This is a genomic window from Lawsonibacter sp. LCP25S3_E2 (assembly GCF_052117285.1).
Taxonomy (GTDB): Bacteria; Bacillota; Clostridia; order Oscillospirales; family Oscillospiraceae; genus Lawsonibacter.
Genome location: NZ_JBQKJL010000010.1, coordinates 34,311 through 53,539, shown reverse-complemented (window position 1 = coordinate 53,539; position 19,229 = coordinate 34,311). Strand labels below are relative to the sequence as shown.

17 protein-coding genes are annotated in these 19,229 nt (G+C 51.7%); 16 read left to right on the top strand and 1 reads right to left on the bottom strand.

Annotation, left to right across the window (positions count from 1 at the left end; all coding sequences use genetic code 11):
- Window positions 1–50: 50 nt before the first annotated feature.
- From ACTQ3R_RS10230 to ACTQ3R_RS10180, 11 genes are all read left to right on the top strand, one after another.
- The gene (locus ACTQ3R_RS10230; protein ID WP_441779148.1) at window positions 51–800 is read left to right on the top strand and encodes an SDR family NAD(P)-dependent oxidoreductase; all 750 of its coding nucleotides are present in this window, start codon (window positions 51–53) and stop codon (window positions 798–800) included.
- Between the two features lie 167 nt (window positions 801–967).
- Window positions 968–2,104 (top strand): GNAT family N-acetyltransferase, encoded by a 1,137-nt coding sequence (locus ACTQ3R_RS10225; RefSeq protein ID WP_441779147.1) that lies wholly within the window; start codon window positions 968–970, stop codon window positions 2,102–2,104.
- Window positions 2,105–2,156: 52 nt separating this feature from the next.
- Complete coding sequence (locus ACTQ3R_RS10220) at window positions 2,157–3,059, top strand: carbohydrate ABC transporter permease (RefSeq protein ID WP_441779146.1); 903 nt, start codon at window positions 2,157–2,159, stop codon at window positions 3,057–3,059.
- Window positions 2,969–3,892 carry a carbohydrate ABC transporter permease gene (locus ACTQ3R_RS10215; RefSeq protein WP_441779145.1) on the top strand — a complete coding sequence of 308 codons (924 nt, stop codon included), beginning with the start codon at window positions 2,969–2,971 and terminating at the stop codon, window positions 3,890–3,892. Before ACTQ3R_RS10220 ends, ACTQ3R_RS10215 begins: the two co-directional genes overlap by 91 nt.
- 216 nt (window positions 3,893–4,108) lie before the next feature.
- Window positions 4,109–5,242 carry a GNAT family N-acetyltransferase gene (locus tag ACTQ3R_RS10210; protein ID WP_441779144.1) on the top strand — a complete coding sequence of 378 codons (1,134 nt, stop codon included), beginning with the start codon at window positions 4,109–4,111 and terminating at the stop codon, window positions 5,240–5,242.
- Window positions 5,243–5,329: 87 nt separating this feature from the next.
- On the top strand, window positions 5,330–6,739 hold the full coding sequence (locus ACTQ3R_RS10205) for an extracellular solute-binding protein (protein WP_441779143.1): 1,410 nt from the start codon (window positions 5,330–5,332) through the stop codon (window positions 6,737–6,739).
- A gap of 90 nt (window positions 6,740–6,829) precedes the next feature.
- Window positions 6,830–7,885 carry a ComEC/Rec2 family competence protein gene (locus ACTQ3R_RS10200; RefSeq protein ID WP_441779142.1) on the top strand — a complete coding sequence of 352 codons (1,056 nt, stop codon included), beginning with the start codon at window positions 6,830–6,832 and terminating at the stop codon, window positions 7,883–7,885.
- Window positions 7,886–7,913: 28 nt separating this feature from the next.
- A complete protein-coding gene (locus tag ACTQ3R_RS10195) occupies window positions 7,914–8,534 on the top strand; it encodes a DUF624 domain-containing protein (RefSeq protein WP_441779141.1) in 621 nt (206 codons plus the stop codon).
- 32 nt (window positions 8,535–8,566) lie between these two features.
- Window positions 8,567–10,051 carry an FGGY family carbohydrate kinase gene (locus ACTQ3R_RS10190; protein ID WP_441779140.1) on the top strand — a complete coding sequence of 495 codons (1,485 nt, stop codon included), beginning with the start codon at window positions 8,567–8,569 and terminating at the stop codon, window positions 10,049–10,051.
- A gap of 41 nt (window positions 10,052–10,092) precedes the next feature.
- Window positions 10,093–11,415, top strand: coding sequence for an alkaline phosphatase family protein (locus ACTQ3R_RS10185; RefSeq protein ID WP_441779139.1), 1,323 nt, complete (start codon window positions 10,093–10,095; stop codon window positions 11,413–11,415).
- 166 nt (window positions 11,416–11,581) lie between these two features.
- Window positions 11,582–12,673, top strand: a complete 1,092-nt coding sequence (locus tag ACTQ3R_RS10180; RefSeq protein ID WP_441779138.1) for a LacI family DNA-binding transcriptional regulator — start codon at window positions 11,582–11,584, stop codon at window positions 12,671–12,673.
- Between the two features lie 64 nt (window positions 12,674–12,737).
- Here the strand turns inward: ACTQ3R_RS10180 and ACTQ3R_RS10175 are convergent, their stop codons facing one another.
- The gene (locus tag ACTQ3R_RS10175; protein ID WP_441779137.1) at window positions 12,738–13,556 is read right to left on the bottom strand and encodes a sugar phosphate isomerase/epimerase family protein; all 819 of its coding nucleotides are present in this window, start codon (window positions 13,554–13,556) and stop codon (window positions 12,738–12,740) included.
- A gap of 218 nt (window positions 13,557–13,774) precedes the next feature.
- On the opposite strand from ACTQ3R_RS10175, the gene ACTQ3R_RS10170 reads away from it, so the two are divergent.
- The 5 genes from ACTQ3R_RS10170 to ACTQ3R_RS10150 all read left to right on the top strand — a co-directional run bounded on the left by ACTQ3R_RS10170 (window position 13,775) and on the right by ACTQ3R_RS10150 (window position 19,212).
- On the top strand, window positions 13,775–14,374 hold the full coding sequence (locus ACTQ3R_RS10170) for a GDSL-type esterase/lipase family protein (protein WP_441779193.1): 600 nt from the start codon (window positions 13,775–13,777) through the stop codon (window positions 14,372–14,374).
- Window positions 14,375–14,713: 339 nt separating this feature from the next.
- Window positions 14,714–15,694: a lipoate--protein ligase gene (locus tag ACTQ3R_RS10165; protein ID WP_441779136.1), complete on the top strand. Its 981-nt coding sequence runs from the start codon at window positions 14,714–14,716 to the stop codon at window positions 15,692–15,694.
- Between the two features lie 26 nt (window positions 15,695–15,720).
- Entirely contained in the window at window positions 15,721–16,407 is a 687-nt protein-coding gene (locus ACTQ3R_RS10160) for an MgtC/SapB family protein (RefSeq protein WP_441779135.1), read from the top strand.
- A gap of 376 nt (window positions 16,408–16,783) precedes the next feature.
- Entirely contained in the window at window positions 16,784–18,058 is a 1,275-nt protein-coding gene (locus tag ACTQ3R_RS10155; RefSeq protein ID WP_441779134.1) for a four-carbon acid sugar kinase family protein, read from the top strand.
- Complete coding sequence (locus ACTQ3R_RS10150; RefSeq protein WP_441779133.1) at window positions 18,052–19,212, top strand: iron-containing alcohol dehydrogenase; 1,161 nt, start codon at window positions 18,052–18,054, stop codon at window positions 19,210–19,212. The genes ACTQ3R_RS10155 and ACTQ3R_RS10150 overlap by 7 nt, the downstream gene beginning before the upstream one ends.
- Window positions 19,213–19,229: the final 17 nt, after the last annotated feature.

The following is a 19,229-nucleotide window of genomic DNA, read 5'->3' as shown; positions in this document are numbered from 1 at the left end:
CAGACGGCAGCTTGCGCGGACCCCATTCGTTTGAGAAAGGAGAGTGTTACATGGACCATCTGTTGATGAGAGACAAGGTGGCTGTCGTGACCGGTTCTGGACGAGGGATCGGTGAGGCGGTTGCCCGTCGGCTTGCGGAGTTTGGAGCTAAGGTGATTGTCACGGATATTGATATGGAAGCGGTCCGGAAGGTGGTAGAGGACATCAAAGCCCAGGGCGGGGAAGCCAGAGGGTACCGGTTTAATGTGGCCGATTTTGACCACATCAAAGAAACGGTGGCGGAGATCTGCGGATTGTTTGGCCGGATTGACGTGTGGGTCAACAATGCGGGGATCACAGGCTCCACTCCCATTGAGGAAATTGTACCGGAGGGCTGGGACAAAATTATGAACATTGACTTGAAGGCGATGTTTTTTTGTACCCAGGCCGTGTTTGGAATTATGAAAGAACAAAACTATGGAAAGCTGGTACATATGTCCTCGCTGGCTGCGCTGCGGGGAGGCCGGAGCTCGGATGCCTCCTATGCTGCAGCAAAGGCGGGAATTTTAAATCTGAGCAAATGCTTCGCGCTTCACGGTGCGGCTTATCATATCACGTCGAATGCGGTATGCCCTGGTAATATTTTGACCCCCATGGGAGAGAGCCTGTCCTGGTCCCACAAGGATCCCAAAACCTACATTCCTCTGGGGCGCTATGGGACAGCAGAAGACATTGCCAACGCGGTGCTGTTCTATGCCAGCGATCTGTCGGATTATGTCACGGGAGATGCCATGAATGTAAACGGCGGACTTTACATGTAAAGTTTTGTTAAATTAGTAATATACAAAAAATTTTACAAGGACTTTATTATATAATTTGCACGAAAACCTTGACTAATCCGACGGTATTGTGTAAAATACGAGGTACATTAGTGAAATAAAACGAAAAAATATTAGTAATATTTAAAGACGGAGGGGGGAGCGCTTCCATGGCGAAGATTTATTTGATCCGGCATTGTGAATCGGAAGGAAACGCGTGCCGCCGTACGCAGGCCCAGACAGATGCGCTGGTTACCACAAAAGGTTATTTGCAAAGCGAAGCGCTCCGCCGCCGCTTTCAGGGGATTGCCATTGATGGGCTTTATTCCAGCGATGCCTATCGTTCGATCCTGACCTTGGAACCCATTGCGAAAGAAAGAGGGCTGCCCATTCGGGTCCGGATTCATTTGAGAGAGATTACCACTGGAGTGTGGGAGGATATGGCCTGGGGCAATATTGCACAGGAATATCCTCAGGCCAGCCGGGATTGGGAGGAACACCCGTGGGCCCACACAACGCCTGGAGCCAGCACGTTTCAGCAAGCTGCGGACCGGCTGGTCTTTGGCCTGCGGCGTATTGCCAGGGAGGTGGGGGAAGGAACCGCCCTGTGCGTGTCCCATTCCTGCACGATCAAAGCGGGGCTGTGCTCCATATTGGGACGGCCTTTGTCCGATGTGAAGGTGGTGGGGCACGGAGATAATACCTCGGTGAGCCTGATCCATGTGGACGAAGACGGACGATTTTCGGTGGAGTACATGAACGATTGTTCCCACCTTCCGCCGGAACTGTGCCGGGCCTGGAGCGGTGTGGCTGGGGACGACGTGAATATGGCGGTGGATCCCGTAGATCTTTCGCAAGAAACGCAGTGCCTGCTTGACCTGGCCCGGAGCTGGGCAAGCCAATCAAACGCTTCTGGTGCTGTGTTTGACGAAAAGACCTGGTTGGCTGAGGCGGAGGAATTGATCAAAAGCAATCCGGAATATCTGGCGCTCTGCCGCTTGAAGGGGAAGCCTGTGGGGTTTGTCTGGATGGAGAAGGAAGCGGAGATGCCCTGTGATTGCGGCCATATTCGGACGATGTTTGTGCTCCCGGAATTGCAGAACAGAGGCTATACCGAGCAGCTGTTTGGCTATGCTGCCCACGTGTTCCGGTACCAGGGGAAACGCCGGTTGACGATCCAGATTCCCCGGACGGCGGAGGAGCAGCGCGTGATGGAGCGTTTTACCTTTGTCCCCATGAGGGGCTTCCAGGACCGAATGGTGTTGGAATTGTTTTCGCCTCCGTGTCCTTACCCCATCCTGGCTTGAGGATGGAGCGTTTGTCCGTGGAAACTAGTTGCTCAAAGAGGAGGGGTAAGACTTGTTGAAGAGATACCAGCTGAAGTCGGGGGAGGAAAGAAGGCTGAAGCGGGTCAAACCGCTGCCTTATTTGCTGATCTTTCCGGCGATGGCCCTGTTTACCTTGTTTACATTTTACCCGTTTATTAAGACCATCGTGCTGTCCTTTGCACTGACCAATAAACAGGGTAACTTTACACAGTGGGTGGGACTTGGGAATTGGACGAGAGTGCTGACCAAAGATTCTTTTTGGGATGTAGTAGTGGTTACGCTGAAAATGGCAGCCATCAATTTGGTGTTTACCTTCTGCATCGCAATGATCTTTGCACTTATGGCGACCAAACGCGTGCGGTTTTCCAAGGTATATCAGACCATGTATGCCTTGCCGATGGCCATAGCGTCTTCTCCCGCTGCCGCGATCTTTTTGTTTATTTATCGGCAGAAAAATGGCCTGCTGAACAATCTGCTGGGTGGTCCGGAGATTGCTTGGACAAATGAGATGCCTTATGCGGTGTGGTCGGTGTGTGCCATGACGATCTGGATGCACATTGGCGTCAGTTTCATCTTTTTGCTGGTGGGATTCCGGAATGTCCCGGAAGATCTGCTGGAGAGTGCCCTGCTGGATGGCGCGGGCCCCTTCCGGCGGATCAAGGATATTATCATCCCGATGGCCTCACCGCAGATATTCTTTGTACTGTTTCTGAATATTGGAAGCTCCTTCAAAAGCTTTGCTCAGATCCGGCTGCTGACGCAGGGCGGTCCGGCCAATCAGACGAAAACGCTGATTTACTACATTTATGAAAATGCAATTATCAATGGGCGGTTTGAAACAGCATGTGTCCAGGCACTGTTCTTGTTCGGGATGATTTTCTTCTTTACAAGAATTCAGTTTGCCCTGGAGAAAAAGGTGGTGCATTATCAGTGATGACGCTTCATCAAAAGAAGAGAGCAAAAGAGATCGCCATTTTTTTCGTTAAGACCATCGTTGGTGTGCTGTTTATATCTCCGCTGATCATTGGAGTGTGCTTTTCGCTCCAGACGGACCAGGAGCTGATGACCTATCCCTTAAAATTGATTACCACCAACCCCACCTTTGAAAGCTATCTCCAAGTGTTTCGGGAAATACCGATCCTGCATTATTTGAAAAATTCCGCTGTGGTTTGCCTGGTTTGCATTTTTGCACAGATCATTATCTCCTGCCTGGCGGCCTATGGATTTGTATTTTTTAAATTTCCTGGGAAAAACTTGCTGTTTACGCTGATTTTGATCACAACCATGATCCCGGGCGAAGTCGTAGTGATCACCAATTACGTGACCATCCAGAATATGAAGCTGGTTGATACCTACCTGGGACTGGTGCTGCCGTCTTTGATTTCTGGTACTGCGATCTTTTTGATGCGGCAATATTTTATGACGCTTCCCAAGGATTACAAGGAAGCGGCAGTGCTGGATGGCTGTGGTGATATGGGGTTTCTGTTCCGGATCGCAGTGCCTTTGTCGATTCCCACGATTTTTTCTCTGGCGATCTATCTGTTCGTGCAGATCTATAATCAATACTTCTGGCCGATGCTGGTAACCAGTGAAGATGAAATGCGGACCATTCAGATTGGGATTTCTTATCTGGTCACGGCAGATGTAGTAAATTATGGCCACATTTTGGCGGGCGCCGTGATTGCCATTGTACCCAGTGTGTTGATTTATATTTTCGGACAGGATTATATCATCAAAGGCATGACATCCGGTGGCCTGAAGGGCTAAGAAATTTGAAAGAGGTGAAGGGAAGGAAATTGCGGGTAGAATGAAAGCTGAGGCAAAATGCGCCCTGGCCGATGGATTGGCTGTGGCGCGGACGTGACAGGCAAGCTGTGGGATGCGTAGTTTATTTCTTGCATCTGGTGGAAGAAGAGGGAGGGTGAGAAGGAAGACTGCCGATAGAGAAGCCGCGGATGTGCGGCTTGAAACGGAGGAAGCCGTGTGGCAAGAATTTACCTGGTGAGGCATTGCGAGTCAGAGGGAAACGCTTGCAGGCGGACGCAAGGTCTTGTGGAAGCGCTGGTGACCGTAAGAGGCTATGAACAAAGCGAAATGCTGCGGCGCAGATTTCGGGACGTACCTCTTGATGCGGTGTATTCCAGCGATGCGTTTCGGGCGCTGAAGACAGCGGAGCCCATTGCATGCGACCATGGCCTGACGGTTCGAGTCAGCATCTTGCTGAGAGAAATTACAACGGGGATCTGGGAAGATATGGCCTGGGGTAACATTGCTCAGGATTATCCGGAACAGTATCGCCGCTGGAGGGAGACACCGTGGGATCTGGATACGCCGGGAGCAAGCAGCTTTGCGGATACGGGACGCAGGCTTATTGAAGGGTTAAAACGAATTGCGGATGACGTGGGTGAAAAGGCAACTGCCTTGGTCGTGTCCCATTCCTCTGCGATTCGGGCCGCCCAATGCCTGCTCTTGGGCAGACCCATCCAGCAGATGAGAAGTCTGAAGCTGGGGGAGAATACATCGGTCAGTCTGTTGGAGATTGGGACAGACGGAGAGGTGCACATCCTCTTTCTAAATGATTTCTCGCATTTGCCGGAGCGATTGCATAATACCTGGATGGGGCGGCGGGCCGAGGATTTGAATATGGCGATCTATCCGGTACGGCTCTCTGATCAAGGAGAAGTGCTTGCAGAGCTGGAAGAAATGGATTCTTTGCAGAGAGGGGTCCCTTTTTGCCGGGAAACGTTTTTCCGGGAAATGGAAGCACTGCTTGAGAAGTGGCCCAAAGCTGCGGCCATAGGATTCCTGCACGGAAAGCCCTGTGGGTTTGTCCGGCTGGGACAAGCGGAGGAACTGCCGGCGCAGATTGCGCTTGTGAGCCGGATCTTTGTGCTGCCGCAGCTTCAGGGCGCTGGTTATGGAGAGCAGCTGTTTGGCCATATAGTACATGATCTGCGGTATACAAGAGCCGTTACTGCGGTTGCCATGGAAAAGAATTGCTCTGATGAGGAACGCCTGGTGTCTGAGCGGTTTGTGTTTCATGATCTGAACGGACAGCCGGAATATCGTGTCTCCAAACTTTTTTGCAGCCCATGTCCTTACCCGGTCTTAGCTTAAGGATCGGGTGAGGAAGGATAAACAGAACCACGCAACCATAAATTTTCCACTCAAAACAACAACTTTTTAGGAAGGAAGGGCGACTGTATGAAAAAGATGATTGCCGCTGCGTTGTCACTTGCGTTGCTGCTGGGTCTCGTTGGATGCGGAGGATCGAGCGAATCTGGAAGTGCTACGAGTTCTGCCTCCTCAAGTCAGGCACAGTCGAATCAGCAGGAGGAAAAACCGGATGGTGTGGTAGAGGTAGTCTGGTGGACCAACTACGGAAAGGCCAATGTGGAATATCTGCAAAGAACGATTGATGCGTTTAATGCCAGCCAGTCGGACTATAAGGTGTCGATCATTTACCAGGGGAATGAGAGCGAGCTGAATGCAAAGATCCAGTCCACGGCGCCTGCAGATTTGCCCTCTTTGTTTAACCTGGCCGTCCAGCGGGTAGGCGTTGCCGCAGATGCGGAATATTGCATTCCCATCCAGGAGTTTATTGACAAGGATGAGGAAGGCTGGCCCGAGCTGGAAGATACCTATGGATCCCTGAAAGCTGCATACAGCGATGGTGATGGAAACCTGATTGGCTATCCCAACGGGTACAGCTATGGCGGAGTTTATTACAATGCCACTATGATGAAGGAAGCGGGGATCGATCCTGCGGACATTAAGAGCCTGGAAGATGTCTACGCAGTCAGCGAGAAGCTGATTAGCGAGGGACGGACCACCTACGGCATCGGCTTCCATCCCAGCGGCTTCTATTTCAACGCTGTGGTGGGACGCGAGGGTGTCCAGCTCTATGACAATGATAATGGATATTCCGGGCGGATCACCCAGTGCCTGTATTCAGAGGATCAAACAGCACATGATACCGTGGCGTCTATGCTGAATTTCTATCAGGAGCTGTATGCCAATAAGATGGCCATCCCCTATGGTTCTGATTATCAGGCGGAGATCATTCCTCAGTTTGCTTCTGGCGACTGCGCCATGTTCATGGGCGTGGTGTCTATGACCACAAAGATTCTCACTGCGGTAGATGGACAGTTTGAAGTTGGCATTATGCCTCTTCCCTCTGTGACTGCTGAGGGCAAGCGCACTGGTGAGCCTGCGGGCGGCACGGGTATTTTCATTGGAAACAATGGCGATAAGTGGAAAATGCAGGGAGCCTATGAATTTATAAAGTTCATGAGCAAGGGCGAGTATTCTGCTGACTTTGCCTATTCCACTGGATATTTGGCCCCCAACAGCGACGCGTTCGAGGATGCGGGATACCAGAAGTATATGGAAGAGACGTTCCCGGCGGTTTCTGCCGTGTATGACAGCTTGGCGGTTTCCGATGACTCTGCCAGAAACCCGTTTATTGGCGTTGCCAACGAGATGGAGGCGGCGAATAAGCTTGCGATCGAGACCGTGGCCAGCGATCCCAACGCAGATGTGGAGGAAGCGCTGAAAACGGCTGAAGAAGCCATTCAGGAAGCGATTGATCTATATAATATTTCCAACCCGTAATCCGAGAGGGAAAAGAAGATTTGATTGCTTCCAGTTGAGGGCAGGGCTTAGCCCTGCCCTCAATTCTTAGATGGGAAGGAGGCTCCTGATGTGAAAAGAATCGGATTGGCTGCTCTGCTTTTGGCTGGGTCCCTTCTGGTGTCCTGCGGGGATGTGGGCCAGGAGGAAGAACATGCGGCATCTGCCCCGGAAACGGCGTCTTCTCTGCGGGAAGAAGTAAATCCGGATCATGCGGAGGAGGCTGACTACTACGATTTGGTGTTTGACACACAACAGGATGAGGGAAAGCTTACGGCCCGGTATCTTTACCTTCGGGCGGTTTTTGATGAGGGCGAGGATGCGGTTACCACGGGGGATAGTGCGGTATATACCGCTCCGGATGGCGCTTTGATGTTGGTGGATTGCGGAAATGTCTATGGCGGACAGGAAGTGACCGATCAGCTGAAAGCCATGGGAGTGGAGAAGATTGATGTTCTTGTGCTGTCCCATCCTCATGCGGACCATGTAGGGGGCTTTGCCACGGTGGCGGAAAATTTCCCCATTGGCCAGGTCTATCTGAATGGTCATGACTATGACAGTGCCACTTATCAGAACGTAAAAGAAACGATAGAGGAGCTTGAGATCCCGTGCCAGACGCTTGCGGAAGGCGACTGCTTTTCGCTGGGGCAGGAAGTGGAGGTTCGGGTATATGGCCCGGCACCGGGGGATACCGAACAGGTGGCGGGAGGATATCTGGATGCCAATGATGCCTCCATTGCAATGCGCCTGACCTATGGAGCGTCCAGCTTTTGGACCAGCGGGGACTTGTACGTTCCGGGGGAACAGGCTTTGGTGGAAAAATACGGCACTGACATTGCCAGTGATGTGGTAAAAATAAATCATCACGGAAAAGATACTTCCAATTGCAAGGATTATGTCCAGACGATGTCTCCTAAAATTGCGGTAGGAATGTTTGACAGCGTGGGCAGCCGTACAGTGGCAATGCGGTATGTGGCGCAGGGAGCTGAAGTGTTTTATAATTGTGCCGATGGGGCGATTCGGGTGTCCACGACAGGAGACGGCACATATGATGTCCAAACCCAAAAAATTCGGGAGGTTACGGTGCTTCCGGAAGGGCCTGCGTTGGGGCATGTTGTAGTCTCCTAAAGACAGAGCAAAGAAAAGGAGAACCATTATGGAGCAGACGATTGCACGGCTGAAAAGGCTCTTTCTGGAAGAATGGAAGACCCTGCTGATGGTCAATGTTTTGTTTACAATAGCTTCTCTGCCGATTATTACCGTGGGGCCGGCCTTGCTGGCTATGAACGGAGTGCTGACCAGAGTGGCGGATGATCGAAGCGGTTGTGCGTGCTGGGCGGAATTCTGGAATGTATTCAAAGCCAAGTTTTGGCGGGGGATTCAGCTGGAGGTCATCGGGGGAGCTTATCTGTTCACTGTGCTGTGGAGCGGGGCTGTAGCGCAGCGGCTGGATACGGCGGGACAGACGGCAATGTGGCTGTGCTTGAGCCTCTCGGTCTTTTTGGCTGCCATGGTCAGTGTTTACCTGGTTCCTTTGCTGGCGGACAGTGACCTTCCGTTCTTTCGATGCCTTTGGAACGGGGTGCTGCTCTCTTTTGTTCGGCTGCCCAGAACATTGCTGGCGATGGCTGCAGTGTATGGTCTGCTTTATTTGTTTGTTTTGCTGTATCCTGTTTCTGTACTGCCTTATGCGATGCTGGTGCTGGCGGTGGCGGCTGCAATATCCACGGCGGTGGTGTGGCCGGCCGTCAATGAATTGATTTTTAAGACGCTGTGAGACGTTTGACCGATACGGGAAAGGAGCGCATTGTGGAAGGACCGTATATTTTGGCCATTGACCAGAGCACACAGGGGACCAAAGCGGTTTTGCTGGATAAATGGGGACAGCTTGTGATCCGAAGAGATCTGCCGCATAAACAGCTTATTGGCTCTGAGGGGTGGGTCGGACATGACGCGGAGGAAATTGGCAGCAATGTGATCCGAGTCTCACAAACTGTGGTGCGGGACAGTGGGATTGATACCAAGGAATTGGCTGGCGTTGCGGTTACCAACCAGCGGGAAAGTGTGGCTTTCTGGAATCGAAAAACGGGCAAGCCCATTTGTGAGTCCATTGTATGGCAGTGCAACCGTGCTGCCCAGCTGTGCCGCCGTATTGGAGAGCAGGGACATAATCCGGAGATCCGAATGCGGACGGGGCTGGTGCCCTCGCCATTTTTCTCAGCGGGTAAAATTGCCTGGGTGTTGGAACATGTGGAAGGGGCCAGAGAACAGGCGGAGAGAGGGGAACTGTGTGCCGGGACCATGGACAGCTGGACCATCTGGCAGCTGACAGGAGGAAAGGTGCACAAAACGGACTGCAGCAATGCATCCCGTACCCAACTGTTTAACATCCGCAGTATGCAGTGGGACCCGGAGCTGTGCCGCATTTTCCACGTGCCCTTGTCGATGCTGCCTGAAGTCTGTGATTCGGATGACGGGTATGGGGAAACGGACTTGGGGGGACTTTTGGACAACCCGGTACCCATTCGTGGCGTGATTGGGGACTCCCATGCGGCTTTGTTTGCACATGGCTGTTTGAAACGTGGAGATTGTATGGCGGGGCATGGTACGGGCACCTGCGTTATGATGAACGTAGGGGATACACTTCTTTGGTCCCAAAATGGCCTGAATACCACTGTGGCCTGGAGGATAGACGGCAAAACCGTTTATGCGCTGGAGGGCGTCGTCAATTATGCGGGGGCGGTGACCACGTGGTTGAAGGATGGACTGGGATTGGTGTCTACGCCGGAAGAGACGGAGGAGCTGTCCAATCGGGCAAATCCGGAAGATAAAACGTACTTGATCCCGGCTTTTACGGGGATTGGAGCGCCGTATTGGGATGACAAGGCTGCTGCTTGCTTTGTGGGAATGAGCCGCTTGACGGGCCGGGCGGAATTGGTCCGGGCTGGGATCGAGAGCATAGGCTATCAGGTGGCGGATATCGTTCGGGCTATGGAGCGGGACGCTGGAGGAAGAGCAAAAGAGATACGTATGGCCGGCGGCCCTACGAAGAATCGGTATCTTGTGCAGTTCCAAAGCGATATTATGAATCTGCCGGTGGTTTTGGGCCGGTATGAGGAACTGGTGGCCGTGGGCGCGGGGCAGCTTGCGGGCGTGTCCATGGGGTTGTATGATTGGAACGAGCTGGAAAGCCGCAGAGAAACCCAGCGGTTTTTGCCTAGAATGAATGAGAGCGAGCGAAATGCTCGGCTTGCAGGCTGGTCGGAAGCGGTGGCGAAGGCTTTGGGACGCTGACAGGATATGTTTGGTGAATTTATACACGGGGAGATAGCGGTATGAAAAAGCGTATTTTGGTCTATTCTGTGGACGCTATGGTTTGTGAAGATGTGGAGGCCTTGCGGAAAATGCCGAACTTCCAGAAATATTTGGCTGGAGGCTGCGAGGTGACGGGCGGGATGCGTACGGTATATCCGTCGGTGACGTATCCGGCCCATGTGTCGATGATGACGGGCTGCTATGCGGGAAAACATGGGATCACCAGTAATTTTTCCTTTACCACGACCAACAAGGACGACAAGTGGCTGTGGTTCAGTCAGCCGATTCAGGTGGAAGATATTTTTTCTGCGGCAAAAAAGGCGGGGTATACCACTGGGGCGATCTCATGGCCGGTGACGGCAGGAAATGAAAATGTGGATTGGCTGATGGCGGAATACTGGATGCCCAATCCGGGTGACACATTGCGCAGTAGTTTCGCAGATGCCGGTTCCAGCCCTGAAATGCTGGACATTATTGAAGCCAATGCCCGATATTTGCCGAAAGGCTATGAAAAGGGCGGGAAAAAGAACTTCATGCAGTGGCCTGTTGTGGATGATTTTATTATTCATGTGGCTGCGGATGTGATTCGGGAGCACGCGCCTCAGGTTATGTTTGTACACACGGGGACCTTTGATTCTTACCGGCATGCACACGGCGTGTTTAGCTCTTATTTGGATGAGGCCAGGGCGAATTTGGACCGCTATATTGGAGAGCTGATGGACGCATGCCGGGCTGCGGGCGTGGAGCAGGAGACCAATTTCGTTTTGGTCAGTGACCATGGACAGCGGGATATTTGCCGTGCGATCAATTTGAATGTGCTGCTGGCAGACCATGGCCTGATTCGTGTGGATGAGGATGGGAAGGTAATAGACTGGCAGGCCTATTGTTTTTCCAATGCCATGTCTTCCAATGTCTATCTGAAACATCCAGAGGATGCGGCACTGAAGGAAAGAGTCTATGGCCTTCTCAATGAACTCCGGGAAGAAGGTGTGTATGGGATTGGCCGTGTATTCACGGCTGAGGAGGCCTGGGAGGAAGAGCATCTCAGAGGTGAATTTAGCTTTGTGATTGAAAGCGATGGTTACACGTCCTTTGGAGACCGGGCGGTGCGGCCTTTGGTTCAGAATTTTGACGTAAGCGATTACCGCTTTGGCAGAGCCACCCATGGATATCTTCCGGATTTGGGGGCTCAGCCTGTTTTTGTAGCCAAGGGGCCGGATTTTCAGGAGAATAAGGTGTTGGACCGGGGATTGGTAGTGGATGAAGCTCCCACCTACGCGAAGATGTTGGGGATCCAGCTGCCCCAAGCCGACGGAAAGCCGATGGATGCTTTTTTGAAGTAAAAAATATATAACATAAAAGGGGAAAATGAGGGGAAAACGGCAAAAACTGACACACAATCTGTACAGCGGTCTGATTACATGGTATAATTGATTCGATATTTAACGGCGGTTTTCAGCGCGCCTTCCGAAAAAGGACATTACGATAAGTTGAACAGGGTGTGGAAGGATGAAAAAAGTAACGGTTACCATGCACGATGTAGCGCGTTTGGCTGGCGTTTCTCAGACTACGGTTTCCTTGATTTTGAACCAGAGTGGGAACACTACTTTTTCACAGGAGACAATGAACCGGGTTTATGCGGCGGCTGCCCAATTGAACTATAAAGTAAAGCGGGCGGGGGGCCAAGAGCCGCGGTCGAAGGCAATCATGGTCCTGATGGCTAACGTGACAAACCCCTATTATACTGCCATGCTGAGCAGCATTGAGGATGTGTGCTATGGACGAGGGTGCCAGGTGATCTCCTGCTGTACCTATCACAATGCCGAAGCGGAAAAGATGTATCTGGAAATGGCGATCAGCAACAATTATCCGGGGGTCATCCTTCTGTCGCCTCCAGATGATCCTAAGACATTCGCAGAGGTATCGTCCAAAATTCCGATGGTGACAATTTGCGACAGAACCTCCGATCTGGCAACGGATATTGTGGAGCTGAATAACCGCTTGGCGGGGCAGATGGCGGCGGAATACCTGCATAAACTGGGACACCAGCGGATTGCAGTACTGACAAGCTCTTTGGAGCGGAATACGGCCCGGACAGAGCGGCTGAATGGCCTTCGGAGCTATTTTTCTCAGCACCTGCCGGAAAATGATTTGGTGCTGTGCATTGAAAGCAATTCGGAAGCGGATAAGCTGGCAGAACGGCTCAACGACTATCATGCTGGTTACCTTTTGGCACGAAATGAGAAGCTCCGCGACCAAGAGGTCACGGCGGTCGTGTGCATCAATGACATGCTTGCCTATGGCGTGATGGACTCCCTGCGGGAACAGGGGATCTCGGTGCCGGAGGATGTGTCGGTTCTGGGGTTTGACAACCTGTTCTATTCCCGGCTTTCGGGCGTTTCCCTGACCACTGTGGATCAGCATACGGAGCTTTTGGCCAGGAGTGCAGTGGAAGTGCTGTTCCAAAAGATTAAGCCGCCCCAGGGGAGTGAACTGATCTCTGGGGTGATGCCGCGGTATAAGGTGGAATGCCATCCTCAGCTGGTGGTTCGAGGAAGTACGGGAAATCCGCCGGAAAAAAACCGGTCGGTATGGAAATAAGAAAGTAATACCCCGGCATCTGTTTCGTGGTGAAACGGATGCCGGGGTAAATGCTGTGTTGAGGTTATAATGACCCGGTCACGTGCGCCACCCGCTGAAGATCGTGGTGGATGACCGCTGTGGTGGCGCGGCCATTGGGGGCGTATTCCAAAATTAGATGGGCGTCTGGGGTATATTGTGCGATGGTTTGGAGGATTTCATCGATTTGGCTGGCGGAATACACCCCGTCTGGATCATATAGGGGGTAGTGGCTGTCGTGGATGCCGTCGTTGTTGTTCAAGTGATAGCCTTTTATGCGGGACCCCATCCTTCGGATTAAGCCAGGGATGTCCCAGTGGTTCAGAATGGCGTGGCCGGTGTCGATTAGGCAGCCTACCTCTTGGGGAAGATGGTCAAACAAGTCCAGGAACTGTTCTTGATCAAATAGAACGTTGTCCTTTTTGGGGTAGCCCACGTTTTCCACGGTGACGTTGATGTTTTGCTCCCGCATTCTGCCGGTCCAGTCCAACAATACCTCCAGGCAACGGGCGCGCCAGTAGGCGTGCTGGTCAGCGGGAAAGCTGCCTTCGTGGGTATGCATGACCATGGAAGAGGCGCCGAACTGGTGGTAGAGACGGCAGGCTTTTGTGTATTCCTGCTCCATCAAGGCCTCTTCGGCGCTGCCTGGGGCGGTGCATTCTTCCACGAAGGGCGCGTGGAGAGTGATGGGCAGGTGAGAAAAAACCGGGATCTGCTGAAGCAGTTCCTGGTCAAAGTTTGGGGTGGTCCAACTGGTGGCAAATTCTACCCCGACCGGAAAGTCTGTGAAGGTACGAATGCACTGTTCCAATTGAGCGTAATCGTGAAATCCTACGCAAAATGTAGACAGATATAGATTTTTCATTTCTGTGCACCTGACCCTTTTGCCCTTTCGTTTTATTATAAATTTATTACTTGTAAAATTGCATAATATAAAGAATATTTTGCGATATTTAAATTTTATTATTTAAAATATAAAATGTCAAGCTTATATTGCAGTTATATTTATTACTAATTATTGAAAAGAGAGGGGGAGGTATGATATACTTTTGAAAACGCTGAAAGGGGGCTGAGACTGTGAAAATGATTTGTTTGGGGGACAGTTTGACCTTTGGCGCGGGGGTAGAGAGCGCCAGGTGCTGGTCAACTCTGTTCCGGCAAGAGAGCGGTTGGACAGTGGTGAACCGGGGGATCAGTGGGGACACCACAGGCGGAATGCTGGCGCGATTGCGCCGGGACGTTTTGGAAGCGGTACATGAGGAGTGGGGGGCGGGCGGATCGTGTACTGTTTTGGTGATGGGCGGCAGCAATGACATATTTTTTTCGGGGACAGATTCCCTAGCCAGAGCAAACATGGCTGCGATTTGTTATCAACTGAAGGCGGAGGGAATTGCTCCGCTGGTGGGGATCCCTCTGCCGGTAGACTGGGCTGGAGCGCCGGATAAATGGGAAGGCGTGATTGATTTTCGAGACAGTGCGGCAAAGATGGTGGAGTATCAAACATGGCTGCGTTGTTTTGCAAAAGGCGCTGGGGTGGCGACGGTAGACTTTTACAGGGATTTTTTGGATGAGGATGGACATATCCGGCATGAATTGTATTTGGATGGTGTTCATCCCAATTGGCGTGGCCATGAAGAAATGGCACGGAGATTGAAAGAAACGCTGCAGATGGAAAAGTGGTGAACGCGGGCGAATGCCCGCGTTTTTTTATTGCCTGAATACGGGGGAGAGGGTTTTGATCTGGCGGAGATTGGTGCGGCGGCAGGGGGGCGCAGCAAAAGACCGGTGTGTGAAGCGGAGGAACAGCTGCTTTGACATACGGACAAGCGGACACGCAGAAAAACAAAGATAAAATATTAGTAATATTAAAAGTTAAAATATAACGATAAATTATTTAAGATATTTAGAAAATCAAAAATAATGTTAAGCATTGACAAATAATATAGGGAAAACTATAATGATGATATCACAAAATACACAATAATATTAGTAATAAATATAAAGAACTGGGGGGTTGGCGCAATGGAGTTTTACGAAAGCAAGAGCGTGGACCCCTATTATAATTTGGCGATGGAAGAATACTTTTTTTCTCATATGGACAGGAAAAAAGAATATTTTCTTCTCTGGCAGAATGACAAAGCGGTGATTGTAGGGAAGTATCAAAATACACTGGAAGAAGTGAACCAGTCCTTTGCGGAGAAAGAGGGAATTCGAGTGGCGCGCCGCCTGTCCGGAGGCGGTGCGGTCTATCATGATCTGGGAAATTTAAACTATACCTTTATTGTGGATGAGGACCGGGCGGAGGCATTTCGGTTTGAGGCATTTACCAGGCCGATGCTGAACGCGTTAAAGAAACTGGGTGTGACAGCGGAGAGCTCCGGGCGAAATGATCTGACCATTCGGGGGCAAAAGATTTCGGGCAGCTCGCAGTATCTTCGGGATGGGCGGCTGCTCCATCACGGATGTATTTTGCTCGACTGCGACAGAGAAACCATGGCGCGTGTACTCCTGGTTCCGGACAGCAAAATTGTGTCGAAGGGGATCAAGTCGGTACGAAGCCGGGTGACTTCCATCAATGAGCAATTGTCACAGCCGATCACTATGGCACAGTTTAAAGCTGCGGTTCGAGAAGAGATCTTTGCCTCGGCTCCCCAGCCGGTACAGCTGAGCGCGGAAGATTTGGCGGCAATTCAGCAGCTGCGGGATAACCGCTATGCGGTATGGGACTGGAATTACGGAGCTTCTCCCAAGTGTGATATCAGGAAGGAAAAGCGCTTTGATTTTGGAATACTTCGGATTGAGATTGCCATGGAAAAGGGGAGGATCCAAAATCTGAAGCTGTCGGGGGATTTTTTCGGAAGGAAAGAGCTGGGCTCGTTGGAGGAAGCCTTTCGGGGAAAGCGATTGCTGCGGGAAGACATGGAATCGTTAAGGCGGATAGAGTTGGAACCATATGTTTCTGGACTAAACTGGGATTTATTGCTTGAGATGCTATGCGGGTAAAGACGGTACGAGAGGAGTGAGATTGGGTGATACCCTACATACTGGAAGCGGAATTTTTTCTGCGTATTGTTTTGGCAAGTATCTGTGGCATCTTGATCGGATTTGAACGGTCCAAAAGGCTGAAAGAAGCGGGGGTACGCACGCACTGCATGGTGGCCTGCGGAGCTGCGCTGATCATGATTGTGTCGAAATATGGATTTTCAGATTTGCAGGGGGCAGAGGGATATCTCTTTGGAACAAATGGCGCAGATGCTTCGCGAATTGCTTCTCAGGTGGTCAGCGGAGTTGGCTTTTTGGGGGCGGGCGTTATTTTTCGTACCGGACTATCCATCAAGGGGCTGACAACGGCGGCCGGACTGTGGACAACGGCCGCGGTGGGATTGGCACTTGGAAGCGGAATGTATATCATCGGCATTTCCGGAACCGCTTTAATTGTGATCGAGCAATTTCTAATGCACCGCTTTCACATTGGAAACGACGCTTTTACATTGCAGGAAATCAAGGTGCGATTTCAGGATTCTAAGCAATTTCGGGAGTACCTTTTTCATTCCTTAGAGGCAAGAGGCGGAATCATCTGTAACTGTTCTGTCAGCAAGTCAGGGGATGGAGAAGTGGCATATACGGTCAATATCCGCATCAAAGATCCGATTCATCCGCAGGAGCTTCAGGAAATGATGGACCGCAATGAAGAGATCATTTCGTTTTCGGTATGATGAAAACCATGTGTATGGCAGGGACGTCAAGGGAAATGAACTGCTTTCCTGTCTGCGGCCTGTAGAGAACCAACGCAGCGTGACGACAGTATGATTGTCAAATCACATCAACCAGGAGAGGAAGGCCTCCGCACTGCAGCAAGGGTGCGGAGGCCTTCTTTCCTTTGCTTGCCAGCCCGAGTGAGCGGCGTTCCCTTAAAATTGTTTCATTTTTAAACTATTCTTATCTTACAAAGTGTTGCAAAAGAGGGCAACCAGTGCTATATATTTATTATAACAAAAAAAGAGAGCATTTTATTGGGAAATGAGTTAAAATCGCACAACCTTCGTGCTACCTGATATGTTCTAAAATGAAACATTATTGGAAGGTGCCGCTATGATCAAACTGCTGGTGATCGCAGATGACTTTACCGGAGCAATGGATACGGGTGTACAGTTTAAAGCAAATGGGCCCCTGATTCAGATCGCCTCGGATCATTGTTTTGAGACGCTGGAAAAAATGGATCCCAACCTCCAGGTTTTGATTGTAGATGCGGAAACAAGGCATATGACGGCGGAGGATGCCTACCAGACAGTCTATGGAATCGTCCGGGCTGCGGTAGAGGCAGGAATACCCTATATCTACAAAAAGACAGATTCTGGGCTGCGGGGCAACATAGGAAGTGAATTGACTGCCGCGTTGGATGCCTCCGGCCAAAAGAGCCTCCATTTTATTCCGGCCTTTCCTCTCCTGGGGCGCATCACCGTAAATGGAGTGCATTACATTGAGGGAGAACCTGTGGCACAGAGCGTTTTTGGGAAAGATCCTTTTGAGCCGGTGCACAGCTCCCAATTGGAAGAAATTATCCATAGTCAGAGTTCCGTGCACACCTTTTTGATGGGAGCCACCGTACCAAAGAGCTTCCCCCAGGGGATCTTGGTTTACGATTCGGCGACCGATGAAAATCTGAAGGAAATTGCCAGGGAACTAAAGGCTCGGGGAGAACTGAAAATAATGGCGGGCTGTGCAGGGTTTGCATCCGTGCTGTCCGACCTGCTGGAACTGGAGGGAACACCACCCCGGCTTCCGCCGATTCCCCAAAAGCTGCTGGTTGTCTGCGGCAGCATCAATCCCATTACCCTGCGCCAGCTGGACGAGGTGCAGCGTACAGGAGCTCCCCGCATTCAGCTCACGCCGGAGCAGAAGCTGGACGAGGGCTGGCTATCCAGCTCGGAGGGAATGCGGGTCACCGCAGAGTGGATGAACCAGCTGAAAGACGCTCCGCTGGCCGTTGTGGAAGGAAACCAGACTGGGGAGGAGGACAGGACCCGGCGCTGCGCCGAGGGAATGGGAATGAATTTGGAACAGATCCGTTCTCAGATTTCCCGCACCCTGGGCGGTGTACTGGAGCGGCTGCTGTCCCTGGGACTGGAGGCCACGGTACTGGTTACGGGTGGAGATACGCTGCTTGCCTTCATGCAGCAGATCGGCCAGGATAAGCTGGTCCCCCTGGGGGAACTGGCCCCTGGCGTAGTCCTGTCGCAGATCGAATACCGAAGAAAAAAATATGCCATTCTCTCCAAGTCCGGGGGATTCGGATCGGACCGCCTGCTCTTGGACCTCAAAGATAAATTGAGTTTGCAGAAAACGGAGGAGGAAGAGGTATGCTGACCAAGTATAATCTGAAAATGCCCCATGAAATTTTCAGCGGCGAGGACGCCCTGGAAAATCTAAAGGTGATTCTGCAAAAAAACGGTGTAAAGAAAGTAGCCGTCTTTACGGATAAGGGCATCCAGAGCGCGGGATTATTGGATTATCCCATGGCAAAGATCCAGGCCGCCGAAGTGGAGAGCGTCATTTTAAACGACCTGCCTCCAGAACCCACCTATGCCCAGGCACAGGCGTTGGTAGACGCCTACAAGGCCAGCGGCGCGGACTTTATCGTGGCGGTAGGCGGCGGCAGCGTCATGGACACGGCAAAGCTTTCCAGTATTTTGGCCACAGAGGAATATACCATCAAGGATCTTCTGGACGACCCCTCTCTGGGCAAGAAGCATGTCAAGACCCTGATGATCCCCACCACTGCCGGCACCGGTGCCGAGGCCACGCCCAATGCCATTGTGGCTGTGCCGGAAAAGGAACTGAAGGTAGGCATCGTAAACGAGGAAATGATTGCCGACTATGTCATTTTGGATGCAGTCATGATCAAGAAGCTGCCCCGGAAGATTGCCGCTGCCACTGGAGTGGACGCGCTGTGTCACGCCATTGAGTGCTGGACCAGCAACAAAGCCAATCCTTTCAGCGATCTGTTTGCCATGGAGGCTCTGGACCTGATCCTGAACCACATTGAACCGGCCTGTGATGCTCCTGAGGCGATGGATGCCAAAAACAAGATGCAGATCGCCAGTTTTCTGGCCGGAGTAGCCATCACGGCCTCGGGCACTACCGCTGTTCACGCGCTGAGTTACCCCCTGGGAGGCAAATACCACATTGCGCACGGGGTATCCAATGCCATCTTGCTGGTGCCGGTGATGAAATTTAATGAGCCTGTGTGCCGGGAAAAATTTGCTCAGGCCTATGACCGCTGTGTCCACGGAGAGCACACCTGCACCACGGTGAACGAAAAGAGTGCTTACATGATCGGGTGGATGGAGAAGATCGTAAAGCACCTGGACATCCCCACCAGTCTGAAGGAGTTCGGCGTATCGGGAGAAGACCTGGAGGGCCTGGTGGCAGCCGGTATGGAGGTGACCCGCCTGCTGGTCAACAACATGCGGGAAGTCACTCCGGAGGATGCCCGAGCAATTTATCAGCAGATCCTGTAAGTTCAGCGGAGCGAGAG

Bases quoted from the DNA above. Each gene is read 5' to 3' on its own strand.
- ACTQ3R_RS10230 (WP_441779148.1), top strand. From the start codon at position 51: ATGGACCATCTGTTGATGAGAGACAAGGTGGCTGTCGTGACCGGTTCT.
- ACTQ3R_RS10225 (WP_441779147.1), top strand. From the start codon at position 968: ATGGCGAAGATTTATTTGATCCGGCATTGTGAATCGGAAGGAAACGCG.
- ACTQ3R_RS10215 (WP_441779145.1), top strand. From the start codon at position 2,969: ATGTGTCCAGGCACTGTTCTTGTTCGGGATGATTTTCTTCTTTACAAG.
- ACTQ3R_RS10205 (WP_441779143.1), top strand. From the start codon at position 5,330: ATGAAAAAGATGATTGCCGCTGCGTTGTCACTTGCGTTGCTGCTGGGT.
- ACTQ3R_RS10195 (WP_441779141.1), top strand. From the start codon at position 7,914: ATGGAGCAGACGATTGCACGGCTGAAAAGGCTCTTTCTGGAAGAATGG.
- ACTQ3R_RS10185 (WP_441779139.1), top strand. From the start codon at position 10,093: ATGAAAAAGCGTATTTTGGTCTATTCTGTGGACGCTATGGTTTGTGAA.
- ACTQ3R_RS10180 (WP_441779138.1), top strand. From the start codon at position 11,582: ATGAAAAAAGTAACGGTTACCATGCACGATGTAGCGCGTTTGGCTGGC.
- ACTQ3R_RS10175 (WP_441779137.1), bottom strand. From the start codon at position 13,556: ATGAAAAATCTATATCTGTCTACATTTTGCGTAGGATTTCACGATTAC.
- ACTQ3R_RS10170 (WP_441779193.1), top strand. From the start codon at position 13,775: ATGATTTGTTTGGGGGACAGTTTGACCTTTGGCGCGGGGGTAGAGAGC.
- ACTQ3R_RS10165 (WP_441779136.1), top strand. From the start codon at position 14,714: ATGGAGTTTTACGAAAGCAAGAGCGTGGACCCCTATTATAATTTGGCG.
- ACTQ3R_RS10155 (WP_441779134.1), top strand. From the start codon at position 16,784: ATGATCAAACTGCTGGTGATCGCAGATGACTTTACCGGAGCAATGGAT.
- ACTQ3R_RS10150 (WP_441779133.1), top strand. From the start codon at position 18,052: ATGCTGACCAAGTATAATCTGAAAATGCCCCATGAAATTTTCAGCGGC.